This window comes from Streptomyces griseomycini (genome assembly GCF_014203535.1).
Taxonomy (GTDB): domain Bacteria; phylum Actinomycetota; class Actinomycetes; order Streptomycetales; family Streptomycetaceae; genus Streptomyces; species Streptomyces griseomycini.
The window spans coordinates 437,275-453,555 of record NZ_JACHJI010000003.1; the positions used below are offsets into that span (position 1 = coordinate 437,275).

At 72.5% G+C, this 16,281-nt stretch carries 15 protein-coding genes; 12 read left to right on the top strand and 3 right to left on the bottom strand.

The features are described 5' to 3' along the window. The first annotated feature begins 71 nt into the window (after window positions 1-71). The gene (locus FHS37_RS10855; RefSeq protein WP_221499588.1) at window positions 72-1,178 is read left to right on the top strand and encodes a sugar ABC transporter substrate-binding protein; all 1,107 of its coding nucleotides are present in this window, start codon (window positions 72-74) and stop codon (window positions 1,176-1,178) included. A gap of 239 nt (window positions 1,179-1,417) precedes the next feature. Next, window positions 1,418-2,455, top strand: a complete 1,038-nt coding sequence (locus FHS37_RS10860) for a helix-turn-helix transcriptional regulator (RefSeq protein ID WP_184820020.1) — start codon at window positions 1,418-1,420, stop codon at window positions 2,453-2,455. Here FHS37_RS10860 and FHS37_RS10865 read toward each other — a convergent pair. Both FHS37_RS10865 and FHS37_RS10870 read right to left on the bottom strand, forming a co-directional pair. Then, complete coding sequence (locus tag FHS37_RS10865) at window positions 2,418-3,395, bottom strand: helix-turn-helix transcriptional regulator (protein ID WP_184819517.1); 978 nt, start codon at window positions 3,393-3,395, stop codon at window positions 2,418-2,420. The genes FHS37_RS10860 and FHS37_RS10865 overlap by 38 nt on opposite strands. A 24-nt stretch (window positions 3,396-3,419) precedes the next feature. Then, window positions 3,420-4,430, bottom strand: a complete 1,011-nt coding sequence (locus tag FHS37_RS10870; protein ID WP_184819519.1) for a helix-turn-helix domain-containing protein — start codon at window positions 4,428-4,430, stop codon at window positions 3,420-3,422. Window positions 4,431-4,534: 104 nt separating this feature from the next. Between FHS37_RS10870 and FHS37_RS10875 the strand changes: the two genes are divergently transcribed. The 6 genes from FHS37_RS10875 (at window position 4,535) to FHS37_RS10900 (ending at window position 9,922) form a co-directional block, all read left to right on the top strand. Then, window positions 4,535-4,774 (top strand): hypothetical protein, encoded by a 240-nt coding sequence (locus FHS37_RS10875; protein WP_373304254.1) that lies wholly within the window; start codon window positions 4,535-4,537, stop codon window positions 4,772-4,774. Window position 4,775: 1 nt separating this feature from the next. Next, window positions 4,776-5,111 (top strand): Rieske (2Fe-2S) protein, encoded by a 336-nt coding sequence (locus FHS37_RS10880; RefSeq protein WP_184819521.1) that lies wholly within the window; start codon window positions 4,776-4,778, stop codon window positions 5,109-5,111. 293 nt (window positions 5,112-5,404) lie between these two features. Then, window positions 5,405-8,002 carry an ATP-dependent chaperone ClpB gene (gene clpB, locus FHS37_RS10885; protein WP_184819523.1) on the top strand — a complete coding sequence of 866 codons (2,598 nt, stop codon included), beginning with the start codon at window positions 5,405-5,407 and terminating at the stop codon, window positions 8,000-8,002. A 173-nt stretch (window positions 8,003-8,175) separates the two neighbouring features. Then, on the top strand, window positions 8,176-8,706 hold the full coding sequence (locus FHS37_RS10890) for a YbjN domain-containing protein (RefSeq protein ID WP_184819525.1): 531 nt from the start codon (window positions 8,176-8,178) through the stop codon (window positions 8,704-8,706). Window positions 8,707-9,438: 732 nt separating this feature from the next. Continuing rightward, window positions 9,439-9,609, top strand: coding sequence for a hypothetical protein (locus FHS37_RS39260; RefSeq protein WP_229889961.1), 171 nt, complete (start codon window positions 9,439-9,441; stop codon window positions 9,607-9,609). Next, on the top strand, window positions 9,599-9,922 hold the full coding sequence (locus FHS37_RS10900) for a PIN-like domain-containing protein (RefSeq protein ID WP_184819527.1): 324 nt from the start codon (window positions 9,599-9,601) through the stop codon (window positions 9,920-9,922). The genes FHS37_RS39260 and FHS37_RS10900 overlap by 11 nt, the downstream gene beginning before the upstream one ends. Before the next feature lie 104 nt (window positions 9,923-10,026). Here the strand turns inward: FHS37_RS10900 and FHS37_RS10905 are convergent, their stop codons facing one another. Further along, entirely contained in the window at window positions 10,027-11,220 is a 1,194-nt protein-coding gene (locus tag FHS37_RS10905; RefSeq protein WP_184819529.1) for a pyridoxal phosphate-dependent aminotransferase, read from the bottom strand. A 788-nt stretch (window positions 11,221-12,008) separates the two neighbouring features. On the opposite strand from FHS37_RS10905, the gene FHS37_RS10910 reads away from it, so the two are divergent. From FHS37_RS10910 to FHS37_RS10925, 4 genes are all read left to right on the top strand, one after another. Then, entirely contained in the window at window positions 12,009-12,527 is a 519-nt protein-coding gene (locus tag FHS37_RS10910) for a DUF2617 family protein (protein WP_184819531.1), read from the top strand. 132 nt (window positions 12,528-12,659) lie between these two features. After that, window positions 12,660-14,336, top strand: coding sequence for a polyamine aminopropyltransferase (locus tag FHS37_RS10915; protein WP_184819533.1), 1,677 nt, complete (start codon window positions 12,660-12,662; stop codon window positions 14,334-14,336). Window positions 14,337-14,422: 86 nt separating this feature from the next. Beyond that, the gene (locus FHS37_RS10920) at window positions 14,423-15,424 is read left to right on the top strand and encodes an SRPBCC family protein (RefSeq protein WP_184819535.1); all 1,002 of its coding nucleotides are present in this window, start codon (window positions 14,423-14,425) and stop codon (window positions 15,422-15,424) included. Between the two features lie 63 nt (window positions 15,425-15,487). Continuing rightward, window positions 15,488-16,279, top strand: a complete 792-nt coding sequence (locus FHS37_RS10925; protein ID WP_184819536.1) for an aldose epimerase family protein — start codon at window positions 15,488-15,490, stop codon at window positions 16,277-16,279. The last annotated feature ends 2 nt before the right edge of the window (window positions 16,280-16,281 follow it).

Here is a 16,281-nt window from a genome sequence, read left to right on the forward strand (position 1 = left end):
CGTTGGCTTTTCAGTCACATGGGCCACAAAGTTGTGCCCACGTCCAGAACGCACCTGAAGTGAGCCCTCGCATGCGTCGTATCGCCATATCCGTGGCCGCCACCTCCATGTCCGTCATGCTCGCCGGATGCGGCGTGCTCAACGCGGCGGGGAGCAGCGACGACGCGAGCCCGACCAGGGGGAACGACCTCACCGTCGGGCTGCTGCTCCCGGAGAAGGCCAACACCCGGTACGAGACGTTCGACTACCCCATCTTCAAGAAGAAGGTGGAGTCCCTCACCCACGACGAGGGCAAGGTCGAGTACGCCAACGCCGAGGCGGACGCCGACAAGCAGGCGAGCCAGATGCAGGAGATGATCGACAGCAAGGTCGACGTCATCGTGCTCGACGCGGTCGACGCGAAGGCCATCGCGAGCAGTGTGGAGAAGGCCAAGGAGGCGGGCATCCCGGTCATCGCCTACGACCGGCTGGCCGAGGGCCCGATCGACGCGTACATCTCCTTCGACAACGGGCTGGTGGGCGAGGTCCAGGGCCGCTCCCTGCTGGAGTACTTCGGGGACGACCTGAGCGTCACCGACAAGATCGTGATGATGAACGGCTCGCCGACCGACCCGAACGCCAAGCAGTTCAAGGCGGGCGCGCTGTCCGAGCTCAAGGGCAAGGTGACGATCGCCAAGTCCTTCGACACCAAGGACTGGAAGCCGGAGAACGCCCAGGCGAACATGACCGAGGCGATCAACGCGATCGGCGCGGGGAACATCGCCGCGGTCTACTCCGCCAACGACGGCATGGCGGGCGGCATCGTCCAGGCGCTCAAGGCCGCCGGCGTCACCGACCTGCCCCCGATCACCGGCCAGGACGCGGAACTCGCGGCGGTGCAGCGGATCGTCGCCGGCGAGCAGTACATGAGCGTGTACAAGTCCTACCCGGAGGAGGCCGAGAGCGCCGCGGAGATGGCCGTGGCGAAGGTCCAGAGCCGGGACATCAAGTTCGACGCGCTGACCCGCGACCGGGTGGACAGCCCCACGCACAAGGACATCCCGGCGCAGCTCGTGCCCGTGGTCGCGCTGACGCAGGACAACATCGCGGACACCGTCGTCGCCGACGGGATCTACGAGCTGTCGGACATCTGCACCGCGAAGTACAAGGCGGCGTGCGCCGAGATCGGTCTGAAGTAGTCCCCGGCAGTCCCCGCGCGGCCCTCGTGCCCACCGGCCCCGGTCGGCGGAGCGCGGGGGCCGTCGGTATTCGGCCACTCCCGATCGGTTTATCGCGACATCACGACCCGAGGCCGGGAAATTGCCGGACATACCGGTGGTTTCCGGTGGTCGCACCGTGAGGACCCGTGTTGCGGACCCGGTTCCGGCCGCGCATAGTTGCGCTTCGGAAAGTGGCTGAACCGGGGGTGGGACGGGTGATGGCCGGGCACGGGACGGACGGGCATCCACACGGTGCTGACCGACTGTGCGAGGCCGGGGATCGCGTGTATTCCCGGGCCGTACGGCGCGGACGCGTGCCGCGCCGGGACGCGGAGCCGGTGCCCTGCCTGATGGAACTGGCCCTGTTGCACCCCGACCCCGACGACATGGACTGGCTGGTCCCGACCTCCCCGCAGGAGGTCATGACCCGGTTGCTGCGCGGGATGTACGACGAGGTCAGCGCGAGCCAGCGCCGGGTCGGCTCGGCCGTCGCCGCCTTCGAGCGGTACGCCGGTCTCGGCCGCCAGGCGCCCGAGTCCCCGCCGGCCGCCGAGGGCCCGGCGATCCGGGTGCTGGACGGGCTGGCGCGGATCCAGGCGGCGATGGACGAGGCGACGCAGGCCTGCACCACCGAGGTGCTCACCGTCCAGCCCGGTGGCATCCGGCGCGAGGCGGAGCTGTCGGAGGGGCTGCACCGGGCGACGGCGCTGCGCGGCCGCGGGGTGCGGATGCGGGACCTGTACACGCACGTGGCCCGGCACGGGCAGGGGCTGCTCACCTATCTGGAGCTGATGGGCGACGCGGTGGAGGCGCGCACGCTGGACGAGGTGATCGAGCGGCTGATCCTGTTCGACCGCACGGTCGCCTTCATCCCCGCCAACGCCGAGCGCACGATGGCGCTGGAGCTGCGGCACCCGGCGCTGGTGGACTACCTGGGCACGGTCTTCGAGCGCCTGTGGCGGCTCGCCATCCCGCTGACCGCCCCGCTGCCCGACACCGGCATCGAGGGCATCTCGCACCGGGAGCAGTCCATCGCGGCGCTGCTGGCCGAGGGCCACCAGGACGCGGTGATCGCGGAGCGGCTGGGGATCAGCGTCCGCACCTGCCGCGCGCACATCGCCCGCCTGTCGGAGACGCTGGGCGCGGCCAGCCGCACCCAGCTGGGCGTCCGCATCGCGCAGGCCGGCCTGGACGGCCCGCGCCGCCCGGCGGCCCCGGTCACTCTGCCGGGTCGAGGATCCCCGAGCGTGCGATGAGGAAGCCGAGCTGGGCCCGGCTCTGACTGCCGAGGGTGGAGGCGAGCTTGGCGATGTGCTCGCGGGCGGTACGGACGTTCATGCCGAGCCGGTCGGCGATGACGGCGTCGGTGTGCCCCTCGACGAGCAGCGCGGCGATGGCGCGCTGGCGGGGGGTGACGCCGTTCAGGGCGGGCTGCCGCACCGCCCGGGGGTGCATGGGGGTGGCGAGGTGCCAGAGGCGGTCGAAGGTGGTGGCGAAGTACCCGACGAGCGCGGGGTGGCGAACCTCCAGGGCCGAGCTGCGCTCGGCGTCGGCGGGGACGAACGCGACCGTGCGGTCGACGATGATGAGGCGCTCGGGGATCTCGTCCAGCGTCCGGGCCTCGACATCGCCCTTCAGCCGTTCGTAGCGGGCGGTGAGCGCGGGCGCGTGGCGCAGGGTGTGCTGGTAGAGGGCGCGGATGCGGCCACCACGGCTGAGCAGGGCCTGGTCACGCCGGATCGCGGGCTCGTGGATGTCCGGCTTGGGGCGCAGGTAGCTGGTGTGCGGCTGGATGGACAGGAGTTCGCCGGCGTCGGTCATCACCTCGTCGATGACCTGGCCGATGCGTTTCCTCGTGTGATGGAGCGTGATGGCGGGCGTCGTCAGGAGGTGGTCCTGCCCGCTCGCCCGCATCAGCGGCTCCAACGTCTCGACCAGCCGCTCCTCCCGCCGCCGTTCCCCGGCGATGCGGTCCGCCGAGGCCCGCAGCATCCGGTGGAGGGCGACGACCGGTTCGACGGGCTCCAGGCGGTCCGGGTCGTCGGCGGCGGGGTGCAGCAGGCCGGAGTCGACCGGGCAGGGAACCGCGTGTGCCGCCTGCGCGCGGACGTGTCCTTCGAGCAGGGCGCGGGCGTACAGTTCCAGCCCCGTCTCGCACAACTCGTCCGTCCCGTGGTCGTGCGTCTTCGCCGTCACGTGGGACTCGCTCCTCCCCGGATCTCAGTGCTCCTGCTCGAGGATCCCCGACTGCGCGATGAGGTAGCCCAGTTGCGCACGGCTGCCGCTGCCCAGCGCGGACGCCAGTTTGGCTATGTGGGCCCGGCACGTGCGCACGTTCATGCCGAGGCGGCGGGCGATGGCCTCGTCGACGTGCCCCTCCACCAGCAGCTTGGCGATGGAGTGCTGGATCTCGGTGATGCCGTCGGTGGCGGCCCCGTACGGCGTGCCGGCGCTCATCGGTACCGCGCGGTCCCACAGGTACTCGAAGACCTTGACGAGGTATCGGACGAGGCCGGGGTGACGCAGTTCGAGGGCGACCTGGTGGTCGTCGCGCGCGGGGATGAACGCGACGGTCTCGTCGCAGATGATCAGGCGTTCCACCAGCTCGTCGATCGTGCGGTACTCCACCTTCCCGTCGGAGAGCCGGGCCACGTAGGACAGCTTCTCCGGGTTGTAGCGGGCGGTGTGCTGGTAGAGGCTCCGGACCTTCACACCACGTTCGATCAGAGGCTTGTCGCGCTCGAGGCTCCGGAGGAGACTCCGTTCGGAGACGCGGTCACTGGGCTGGACCGTCAGGAGCTCCGTCTGGCACTGGGCGGTCGCGAGATTGAGTGCCGCGTTGATCCGCTCACCGCCCTCCAGCACGGTGATGGAGTCGCTGGTGGTCGTCGTCTGCATGCCCAGCGCCATGAACGGTTCGAAGGCGTCGGCGAGTTGCACGGACAGACGTCTGTGCTCGGTGATCTCCCGCTCTATGGGGTGGAGGCGCTGTGCCAGCGCGACCGCCGGCGGCACGGGGCGCAGCCAGGTCGGATCGTCCGGGTCCGGGTGCAGCAGGGCGAGTTCGAGGAGGCAGGGAGCGGCTTCGGTGTCCGCGCGTGAGACGCGCCCGGCACGCAGCGCTGTGGTATAGAGACGACTGCCTTCCTTGCAGAGTTCGGTGATCGGGTGGGGATGTGCACCCTTGGTCCGATTAGTGCTCAAATCTCCACCCCCCAGGCTCCTGAACATGCAGGAACATGATGCACCGATTGTGTGGCCATGACGTGCCTGAATGAGCCATCGTCGTACTCGACGGGGGAAAAGGGGACCTTCAAGTGAGGACGAAGCCGACTATGCGCAACAAAATGCTTCGCTCGGTGCTTGTCGCCGCCTTCTCCGCCGTTGTGGCCCTCGGCGCGCTGAGTGGCTTCTCCGACGGGAAGGACGTCGTTCGGGCGAACACGCAGTGGCCTTCGGTGGGCGCGGGCGCCGCCGGCACCGACAACACCCAGTGGCCTTCGGTGGGCGCGAACGCTGCGGGCACCGACAACACCCAGTGGCCCGGCCCTGGGGTGGACGGAGCCGGGAGCTGACGTGACCACTCCACCCGACGACCGATCCTTCCGCAGGGAGATGGCGACCGCCTACCGGTCCGGATGGCACTTCATCGACCTGGTCACGGCCATTCCCCACAACGGGGACTCGCTGATGGTGACCGTGTTCGGTGAGCCGGTCGTCGTCACGCGGGACGAGGACGGAGACGTGCGGGCTTTCCGGTGCCTGCGGCGGCCCCGGGGGGCGCCGCAGCCCGTACGGTGTGCCATCCGGTACGGAATGATCTTTGTGAACCTGGACCAGCGGGACCGCCGGCAGGTGGAGTCCGGCTCCCCTGTCCCCCGGACCATCTCTGCCACCCCCCGCAGTGCCTGACGCGATTCCCCCGTCGTAACAGATCGCGCAGGTGCTTCCCCCCGCAGCGGCGTCACCGTGACCTGAACACGGTGACGCCGCTGCAGTTTTCCGGGGATATCTCCCGGTACCGGCCTGGTCGCGTGATGGCCGGTAATGGTCGTTCGGGGGGTACGCGGCGCCCACGGCCCCGGAACTCGACCGTGCGGTTCTCCCGCCCTTCACCTTGAGTGGAATAGACTCAAGTTTGTGTACGTTGACCCAGTCAGCCACGAAGGGCGCTGAAGGGTCACCGCAAGGAGGAGAACGCGAACGTGGACGCCGAGCTGACCAACCGGAGCCGGGACGCGCTGGGCGCCGCCGGCAACCGGGCCGTGACCGACGGGCACCCCGACCTCACCCCTGCGCATCTGCTGCTCGCCCTGCTCGAGGGGCAGGACAACGAGAACATCACGGACCTGCTCGCCGCGGTCGACGCCGACCAGGCGGCCGTGCGCTCCGGAGCCGAGCGCGTCCTCGCCGGGCTGCCGAGCGTGACCGGGTCCACCGTCGCTCCGCCCCAGCCCAACCGCGAGCTGCTCGCCGTCCTCGCGGACGCCCAGTCCCGCGCCCGCGACCTGGGCGACGAGTACCTCTCCACCGAACACCTCCTCATCGGCATCGCCGCCAAGGGCGGGGCCGCCGCGGAGGTGCTGTCCCGGCAGGGCGCGACCGCCGGGAAGCTGCAGGACGCCTTCCAGAGGGCGAGGGGAGCACGCCGGGTGACCACCGCCGACCCCGAGGGCCAGTACAAGGCCCTGGAGAAGTTCGGCACCGACTTCACCGCCGCCGCCCGCGAGGGCAAGCTGGACCCCGTCATCGGACGGGACCAGGAGATCCGGCGGGTCGTGCAGGTGCTGAGCCGCCGCACCAAGAACAACCCCGTCCTCATCGGCGAGCCCGGCGTCGGCAAGACCGCCGTCGTCGAGGGGCTCGCCCAGCGGATCGTCAAGGGCGACGTGCCCGAGTCGCTGAAGGACAAGCGGCTCGTCGCGCTCGACCTGGGCGCGATGGTCGCCGGGGCCAAGTACCGCGGCGAGTTCGAGGAGCGGCTGAAGACCGTCCTCGCCGAGATCAAGGACTCGGACGGGCAGATCATCACCTTCATCGACGAGCTGCACACCGTCGTGGGCGCCGGGGCCGGCGGCGACTCCGCCATGGACGCCGGCAACATGCTCAAGCCGATGCTCGCCCGCGGCGAGCTGCGCATGGTCGGCGCCACCACCCTGGACGAGTACCGCGAGCGGATCGAGAAGGACCCCGCCCTGGAACGGCGCTTCCAGCAGGTGCTGGTCGCCGAGCCGTCCGTCGAGGACTCCATCGCCATCCTGCGCGGGCTCAAGGGCCGCTACGAGGCCCACCACAAGGTCCAGATCGCCGACAGCGCGCTGGTGGCCGCCGCGACCCTCTCCGACCGCTACATCACCTCCCGCTTCCTGCCCGACAAGGCCATCGACCTCGTCGACGAGGCCGCGTCCCGGCTCCGCATGGAGATCGACTCCTCGCCCGTCGAGATCGACGAACTCCAGCGCGCCGTCGACCGGTTGCGGATGGAGGAGCTGGCCCTCGACAAGGAGACCGACGCCGCCTCGCGCGAACGCCTGGACAAGCTGCGCCGTGACCTCGCCGACAAGGAGGAGGAGCTGCGCGGGCTCAACGCCCGCTGGGAGAAGGAGAAGCAGTCCCTCAACCGCGTCGGCGAGCTCAAGGAGAAGCTCGACGACCTGCGGGGCCAGGCCGAACGCGCCCAGCGCGACGGCGACTTCGACACCGCATCCAAGCTCCTCTACGGCGAGATCCCGGCCCTGGAACGCGACCTGGAGGCCGCCTCCGAGGCCGAGGAGGAGGTCGCCAGGGACACCATGGTCAAGGAGGAGGTCGGCCCCGACGACATCGCCGACGTCGTCGCCTCCTGGACCGGCATCCCCGCCGGCCGCCTGCTGGAGGGCGAGACGCAGAAGCTGCTGCGCATGGAGGACGAGCTCGGCAAGCGGCTGATCGGCCAGGCCGAGGCCGTACGGGCCGTCTCCGACGCGGTGCGGCGCTCGCGGGCCGGCATCGCCGACCCCGACCGCCCGACCGGCTCCTTCCTCTTCCTCGGCCCGACCGGCGTCGGCAAGACCGAACTCGCCAAGGCGCTCGCCGACTTCCTCTTCGACGACGAGCGGGCCATGGTCCGCATCGACATGAGCGAGTACAGCGAGAAGCACTCCGTCGCCCGCCTGGTCGGCGCGCCCCCCGGCTACGTCGGCTACGAGGAGGGCGGCCAGCTCACCGAGGCCGTGCGCCGCCGCCCGTACAGCGTGGTGCTGCTGGACGAGGTGGAGAAGGCCCACCCCGAGGTCTTCGACATCCTGCTCCAGGTGCTGGACGACGGCCGGCTCACCGACGGCCAGGGCCGCACGGTCGACTTCCGCAACACCATCCTGGTGCTCACCTCCAACCTGGGCAGCCAGTACCTGGTCGACCCGATCACCAGCGAGGCGGAGAAGAAGGAGCAGGTGCTGGAGGTGGTCCGGGCCTCCTTCAAGCCGGAGTTCCTCAACCGCCTCGACGACCTCGTGGTCTTCTCGGCCCTCACCAAGCCCGAGCTGGAGCGCATCGCGAAGCTCCAGATCGACCGCCTGGCCAAGCGGCTCGCCGAGCGCCGGCTCACCCTGGAGATCACCGACGGGGCCCTGGCCTGGCTGGCGGAGGAGGGCCTGGATCCGGCCTACGGCGCCCGCCCGCTGCGCCGCCTGGTCCAGACCGCCATCGGCGACCGGCTCGCCAAGGAGATCCTCTCCGGCGAGATCAAGGACGGCGACACGGTCCGCGTGGACCGCTTCGGCGAGGGCCTGCTGGTGGGGCCGGCGACCGGGAAGTCGCTCTGAGCGACGGCTCCGTTTCCGGGCCCGGCGTCCCCGGGACGTTGGGCCCGGGCCCTGCCGGGTACCCCGGCGTTGACCGGATCGAGTCAGCCCACGGCTGACAGGCACGTCGGGGCTTGCCACCCCCCTCCCCGCATGGGAGAGGATGGCGGGATCCGTACGAAGGGAAAATCACGGTGAGCATCGACCCGTCCTCGATTCCGAATTTCGGGGGCCAGCCCGAGCCGCAGCCCCAAGGACCGGCGGGCCCCGTCGTCCCGGATCAGGACCTCGTGAAGCAGCTCCTCGACCAGATGGAGCTCAAGTACGTCGTCGACGACGAGGGTGACCTCGCGGCGCCGTGGGAGCAGTTCCGCACCTACTTCATGTTCCGTGGGGAGGGTGACCAGCAGATCTTCTCCGTGCGGACGTTCTACGACCGGCCGCACCAGATCGACGAGAAGCCGCAGCTGCTCGAGTCCGTCGACGACTGGAACCGGCGCACCCTGTGGCCCAAGGTCTACACCCACACCCACGACGACGGCACCGTCCGTCTCATCGGTGAGGCCCAGATGCTGATCGGCATGGGCGTCAGCCTGGAGCACTTCGTCTCGTCGACGGTCAGCTGGGTGCGGGCCGCCATCGAGTTCGACAAGTGGCTCGTCGAGCAGCTCGGCCTGGAGCAGGAGATCAACGAGGCGGACAAGCCCGAGGACGACGAGGAGTAGCCGTCCCCCCGGCGGCCACCGCCGAACGCGGCGACGCGACGGGTACCGGCGGGTACGCGCCGCTCGTGGGGAGAGCCCGGCCCGGGCACCGGCCGCACCACGGCCGGCTGCGGGGCCGGGCTCTCTTCGGTGGCTGCTCAAGCAGCTCCCGTCCCCACTCCGGACCAGCCGGAAGAGACGACTGCGCTCGCCGGTGCCGGCCCGTGGGCGGTCGCCGTCCCGGCCCCCCTCCGCCGCGTCGATCCCCGGCTCGTCCTGTCCGAGCGGGAGGCCGGGCGCCTGGCGCCGGCCGTCACCGAGTGGCTGGCGGCCGGTGTCGCGCCCTCCCGGATCACCGCACTGCTCACCACAGGGCTTCCTGGCCCGTCCGGCGGGCATCCTCGCCTTCCGCCTCCGGGAAACCCCGCTGCCCGCGCCGCCCCCGGATCCGCTCCCGCCCGTCCCCGGCCGCCCGGCCGTGCTGTCCTTCAAGAACTGCGACGGCTGCGAGCGCGCCTTCCGCGCACCGGAGCCCGGACACTGCCGGGACTGCCGAGGTCACCTCGTCGGGGGTCCTCTTCGTGCGGTCGGCCGAGCAGACGGGCGTGTGTGCGACCGCTCCCCGGACGGGAGACTCGACACCCCCTACGGCCTTGTCCCGAAGCGGATCGCGACGGACGGCGTGGACATCTTCGTCGAGCACGGGCTGGGGGACCTTCGCAGGCCCGGGACGGTCAGGCCCCCGTCCACGAAGTGGTCTCCGACTGCCTCCGCTACCTGAACCGGGGACCCGACGACGACTTCCCCACCGGTCTGAGGCGCAGGCAGTCCCCGGAGAGCGTCGAGGACATCGCGTACGACGTCGACATGACACCCGGGCAGGACGACGCGTTGTGCCGGGCAGTGGTGCGCCTTGCCGCCTGAGTTCTTCCTCGACCGCGATCTCGGACGTCGCGTCGCGGAAGGGCTGAGGGCGTGCGGCTGGATCGCTCACGGTCTCGGCCAGTCATGGGTACCGGTCTCGAAGGACGGCCGGATCAGGAGCAGGGACCTGGAGATCCAGCCGGTGCTGGAGCGGGAAGCAGTGCTCTTCCACCTCGACGACCAGCAGCTGCGCAGTGCCGAGGTGGCCGGACGGCTCGACGCGCACCGTGAGGTGATCCACCGGGCCGTGAGCCGGGGCGGTCCTGCGGCCTACGCGGTGCGACGCGACCGCATCGAGCGGTCCTGGCCGTGACGTGCGTGACGGCCAGGACCGTCACGCACGCGGCTCGGCACACAGGGGCTCGCGACCGGTCGGCAAAGGGGTTCTTCCGGATGCCCTCCACCAGGGCCCCGCGTTCAATGGCCCCCCGCGCCCTTGAGCCGCCGCGCCGCCTCCTCCAGTACCGGCCGCTGCTTGCAGAACGCGAACCGCACGAAGGGGGCGCCCGCCTCCCGGTGGTCGTAGAAGACCGCGGCGGGGATGGCGACGACGCCCGCGCGTTCCGGCAGGGCGCGGCAGAAGGCGACGCCGTCGCTCTCGCCGAGGGGGCGGATGTCGGCGGTGACGAAGTAGGTGCCCGCCGGGCGGAAGACCGCCAGGCCCGCCTGCTCCAGGCCCGCCGCCAGCAGGTCCCGCTTGGCCCGCAGGTCGTCCCGGAGCCCGGTGTAGTACGACTCGGGCAGCGCGAGGGCCTCGGCGACCGCGTACTGGAACGGGCCCGCGGAGACGTACGTCAGGTACTGCTTGGCCGAGCGGACCGCCGTCACCAGCTCCGGCGCGGCCGTCACCCAGCCGACCTTCCAGCCGGTGAAGGAGTACGTCTTGCCGGCGCTGGAGATGGTCACCGTGCGCTCCCGCATCCCCGGGAAGGTCGCCAGCGGCACGTGCTCGGCGTCGTCGTAGACCAGGTGCTCGTACACCTCGTCCGTCACCACCAGCAGGTCGCGCTCCACGGCCAGCTCGGCGACCGCCGCCAGCTCCTCGCGGGTCAGGACGGTGCCGGTCGGGTTGTGCGGGGTGTTGATCAGCAGCAGGCGGGTGCGGTCGGTGACGGCGTCGCGCAGCTCGTCCAGGTCGAGCCGGAAGCGGCCCTCCCGGGGGCGGAGCGTGACGGGGACGCGCCGGCCGCCCGCCATGGCGACGCAGGCCGCGTAGGAGTCGTAGTACGGCTCGAGGGCGACCACCTCGTCGCCGGGCTCCACCAGGGCGAGCAGGGCGGCGGCGATCGCCTCGGTGGCGCCCGCGGTGACCAGGACCTCGGTGTCGGGGTCGTACGACAGGCCGTAGCGGCGCCGCTGGTGCGCGGCGACGGCGGTGCGCAGCTCGGGGACGCCCGGGCCCGGCGGGTACTGGTTGCCGCGGCCGTCGCGCAGGGCCCGTACGGCCGCCTCCCTGACCTCCTCGGGGCCGTCGGTGTCGGGGAAGCCCTGGCCGAGATTGATGGAGCCGGTCCGCAGGGCGAGGGCGGACATCTCGGCGAAGATCGTCGTCCCGAACTCGGCGAGCCGGCGGTTCAGCAGGGGGCGCGGGCTGGAGGTCATGGCGGCCATCCTGCGCCGAAGCTCTGGACTTCCTCAACTCTGCTTTGGGCCGCGCGGGCGGTGGGCATCTCCCGGTCACGCACGTGAGCGAGGCACCCACGGGGGGCTGCTTCGGGGGATCACGGGGGCGGAAAGGGGGACGACGCCATGGTCGTCGGCATCGTCGTGGTTCTGGTCTTCGCACTGTTCGCCGTACTGGCCGTGGCCGCCGCGCGCCGGGCGGCGGGCCGTACCCGGGTGACGGGTGTCCGTTCCGGATCGTCCAGGAGCCGCCGCAACAACGACGGCGGCTGGTGGGCGGGCGGCGGTGGCGGCGGGGGGTCCTGCGGAGGTGGCTCGTCCTGCGGAGGCGGGTCGTCCTGCGGGGGCGGCGGATGCGGCGGAGGCGGCTGACACGGGGCAGCCCGCCTCCCCTTCGGGGGATGACGCATCCGCGACAGCGGGGTCCGCGCCTGGGGCGGGCCCCGCTGTGCCGTCGAGCGGTGGGCGGCGGTCCGGTTCCGGTCCGAGCGTGCGCCGACGCGGTGCACGGGCGCACGCCGTCATCGGGGAGCGCACGTCGGCGTTGAACAGATGAGCTGAGGAGCCCTCTAGGGGATGGAAAGCGCACGAAGTTGGGTAAAAACGCTGTGACGGCACCACAGTTCATGATTCCCTCTCATCACCGACGCAGCCCTCGGACTCCCTGCGGACACTTCTTCCGGCCGGCCGACCGGGCTGACGGGCCTGATTCCCCGGTGCGGCCGGGGTGTGCGGACCCACATCTCCCTCTCCTTGTGTGCTTGCGGAGCCGATCCATGCTCACGACCCTGAACACCGCCTACACCGACTCGCGCGCGGCCGACCTCGCCTGGGCCCTGGGACGCGAGCCGCTTCCCGCGCTGGCCACCCTCGACCTCGACATGCCCGGGGCGAAGCTCCAGTTGAGGCTCCTCGGCGCGTCCCACCAAGTGCTGCTGGAAGAGGAGCGCGGTCTGTGCTCGGAGACGGTGGCGTGCATTCCGGGCAGCAGCACACCCCTTCCGCTGGGCGTGGCCAAGCGGGTGGACGACTGGGAGTACGAGTTCGCCGCCCGGGTGGAGGTCCTCTCCCCGGGCTCCTTCGCGGGCCGTGCCCAGGAGTTGCTCGCGCTGGTCTCCGACCATCCGCAGGGCCTCGCCGGGGTCTTCCCCGGCAGCCCGCACGCGTTCACCGCGATGCTCGCCCAGCGCCACGGGGGCCAGGTCCACTGGCGGACCTGGCACGCCTATCCGCAGGACGGGCAGCTGGTGACGACCCGGACGAAGGTGGGGGCGCGGGCGGCGGCGGTGCTGTGAGGGGCCGGCGCGCGGAGCCCGGAGGCTCGTGCCCCTGTGGATCCCCCGCCCGTACCGGTGCGGGGCGGGCGTAAACAAAAACCACACGTGTGGGTGACGATCCGCGCCCGATGCGTGACGTAACGTCACAGGGTGATCGAACCGCAGGCCCCCGCCCCGCCCGGATCCCCGCAGCCCGGGAACGGGCCGGGCGGCCCCGGCGGCGGCCCCGGAAGCGGCTCCGGCGGCGGTCCCGGCGGCCTCGTGCGGCTGCCCGTGCGGCAGGGCACCGGACGGTTCCTGGTCCTCGCGGGCGTGTTCGTCTGTGCGGCCTGCGGACTCGTGTACGAGCTCGAACTCGTCGCGCTGGCCACGTACTTGATGGGGGACTCGGTCACCCAGGCGTCCGTCGTGCTGTCCGTGATGGTCTTCGCGATGGGCATCGGATCCCTGGCCGCGAAACGGCTGCGCCGCCACGCGGCGGCCGGTTTCGGCGCCGTCGAGGCCGCGCTCGCCCTCGTCGGCGGGTGCAGCGCGATGGCCCTGTACGCCGTCTTCGCCTGGACCGGCGACTGGGGCGGCCCCTGGGCGAGCGGACCGCGCGTCCTCCTGGTCGTCTTCTCCCTCGCCACCGGGCTGCTGATCGGCGCCGAGGTCCCGCTGCTGATGGAGCTGATCCAGCGGATCCGCCGGCAGGACGCGGGCGGCGCGGTGGCCGACCTGTTCGCCGCGGACTACGTCGGCGCGCTCGTCGGCGGCCTCGCCTTCCCCTTCCTCCTCCTGCCGTTCCTCGGCCAGCTGACCGGCGCGCTGATCACCGGCGCCGTCAACGCGGTCGTCGGCGGCGCGCTGGTGCTCGGCCTCTTCCGGCAGGACCTCACCCGTCGCGCCCGCCTGCTGCTGGTGGTCGCCAACGCCTGCGTGCTCGCGGTCCTCGCCTCGGCCGCCGTCCTCGTCGACGACTTCGAGCACGCCGCCCGGCACGCCCTGTACGGCCCGGACGTGCGCGTGGCCCTGCGGACCGAGGTCCAGGAGGTCGTGCTCACCGGCGGCCGGGACGGCCGGCCGCTGGGCCTGTACCTCGACGGGCGGCTGCGGGTCAGCGGCCGGGACGAACGGCGCTACCACGAGGCGCTGGTGCACCCCGCGATGACCGGGCCGCACGCCCGCGTGCTGGTCCTCGGCGGCGGGAACGGGCTGGCCGTCCGCGAGGTGCTGCGCCACCCCGGGGTGCACCGGGTCGACGTCGTCGGACTCGACGCGGGCGTGGTGCGGCTGGCCCGCCGCGACCCGGCGCTGTCCGCGCTGAACGAGCACGCCCTCGACGACCCGCGCGTGCGCGTGACCACCGGGGACGCCTTCGACTGGCTGCGCGGGGCGCCGGCGGCGGCGTACGACGTGGTGGTCTCGGACCTGCCGCACCCCGGGGCCACCGCGAGCACCAAGCTGTACTCGCAGGAGTTCTACGGCCTGGCCCGGCGCGTCCTGGGACCCGGCGGGCGGCTCGTGGTGCACGGCGGCCCGGTGGCGTCCCGCCCCCACGACTTCTGGACGGTGGAGGCGACCCTGCGCGCGGCCGGCCTGCGCACCGCCCCGTTCCGCACGCGCGGCCGGCTCGCCGACGTCGCCGCCGGGCCCGGCCGCGCCCCCCGCGACTGGGGGTTCGTCCTGGCCGCCCGCACGGGCCCCGCACTGCGCCTCGACCCGTCCGGGCCGCGTCCGCGCACGCTCACCGACGCCTCCCTCGCGGCGGACGCCCGCGCCGCCGCGCGCACCCGCGTGCCCGGGCTGCCGCCGTCCACGCTGGTGCACCCCCGGTACGCCGGGTGAGCCCCGCACCGCGTCCGGCACCGACGCGCCGCGACTTCGCGCGGACAGGGGTACAGCCCGGCGTCGCCTGGGTAGGCTCCGCAGACATGGAGCACGAGGTGTTCGTTCCGGTCGAGGTGGAGCGGCTCAGGGAGGTGCTGGACGACCCCGCGCGGGTCGCCCGGGCGGTGCCCGGGCTCCAGCACGACGCCGGTGCCCCCGATCCCGTCGCCGGCCGGCTGAAGATCCGCGTCGGCGGCCACTCCGTCACCTACCGGGGCGCCCTGCGGGTGTCCGGGCGGGACGACGGCTCCTACGCCGTCGAGGGCGACGCGGCGGAGACCCGCGGCACCGGTTCGGTGAAGCTGGCGCTGCGGCTGCGCCTGCGGGAGGCGGAGGGTGGCGTCACCCTCACGGCCGACGGCACGGCGACGGCCGACGGCCGGATCACGGACCTCCCGGCGGACGCGGTGGCCTCGGCGGTGACCCGCCTGCTGAGCCGTTTCGCGGAGAACCTGGCCACGGTGGCGGCGGAACCGGCGGGCACGGCGGCGGAACCGGCCGGCCCGCCGCCCGCCCCGGAGCCGTCCGGACCGGGCCCCGGCCCCGAGTCGCCGGAGCTCCTGGCGACGGGGGACTTCGAGCCCCGGGCCACCACCGACTTCGAGACCACCCCGGACGCGGACGACACCCCGCCCCCGCCCCCGTCCCCCGCACCCGGACCCGCGGAAGCCGTCGAGCCCGTCGAGCCCGCGGAGCCCGAGGAAGCCGCCCCCGAGCCCCCGGGACCCGCCGGGGCCGCCGAGGGGGCCGTTCCGGAGGTCCCCTCCGTCTTCGACGTGGAGGTTCCTCCCCCCTCCCTCGGCCCCGCCGGCGAGGACGAGGAGGACGAGGAGGACGTCGTCGCCGAGGCGGCCCACGCCCGGCGGACGATGATCGGCCGCAGCGCCGAGGAGGTGGACCACGCCCCGCCCCGCGGCCGGTACGCCCCCGTCCCCGCCCCCCAGACGGTCTCGCCCCGCAACCCCCTGCGCTGGGCGGCCCCGGCGGCGGCGCTCGCGGTGGCCTCGGCCGTCGTCGCGGTCAGGGCGCTGCGCAGACGGCACTGAGCGGCGCGGACCGCCGGCCGGACGGACCCCGCGCCCCCTTGATCGTCCCAGTAGGGTCGTCACGTGAGTAACGAAGACATCACGCTGACCGCGGGCGACGCGGAGGTGACCGTGCTGCCGGGCAACGGCGGCCGGGTCGGGGGGCTGCGGCTCGGGGGCGTCGAACTGCTGCGGCAGGGCGAGAGGTACGGCTGCTTCCCGATGGTCCCCTGGTGCGGGCGGATCCGCGACGGTCTCTTCCGGGACGGCGCCGCCGTGCACCACATGCCGCTCAACGCCCCGCCGCACGCCATCCACGGCACCGCCCGCGACGCCGCCTGGCGCACCGCCCGCAGGAGCACCGACGAGGCCGTGCTCACGTACGACCTCGCCGAACCGTGGCCCTACTCGGGCCGCGTCACCCAGCAGATCGCGCTCACCGAGGACTCCCTGACGCTGGCCATGAGCGTGGAGACCTACGAGTCGTCCTTCCCGGCCCAGATCGGCTGGCACCCCTGGTTCAACCGCTCCCTCGGCGGCGGCGAGGACGTGCGGATCGACTTCACGCCCGCCTGGCAGGAGGAGCGCGGCGAGGACCACCTGCCCACCGGCCACCGGACCGACCCGAAGCCGGGCCCCTGGGACGACTGCTTCGGCATGCCCGGCGGCGTCGACGTCACCCTCACCTGGCCGGGGCGGCTGGAACTGAGGGTGACCAGCCGCGAGGAGTGGGTCGTGGTCTACGACGAGCAGCGGGAGGCCGTGTGCGTGGAGCCGCAGACCGGCCCGCCCAACGGGCTGAACACCCACCCGCGGCTGGTCACCCCGCTGGAGCCGCTGGAGGCCTCGACGACCTGGACCTGGACCCGCCTCTAAGC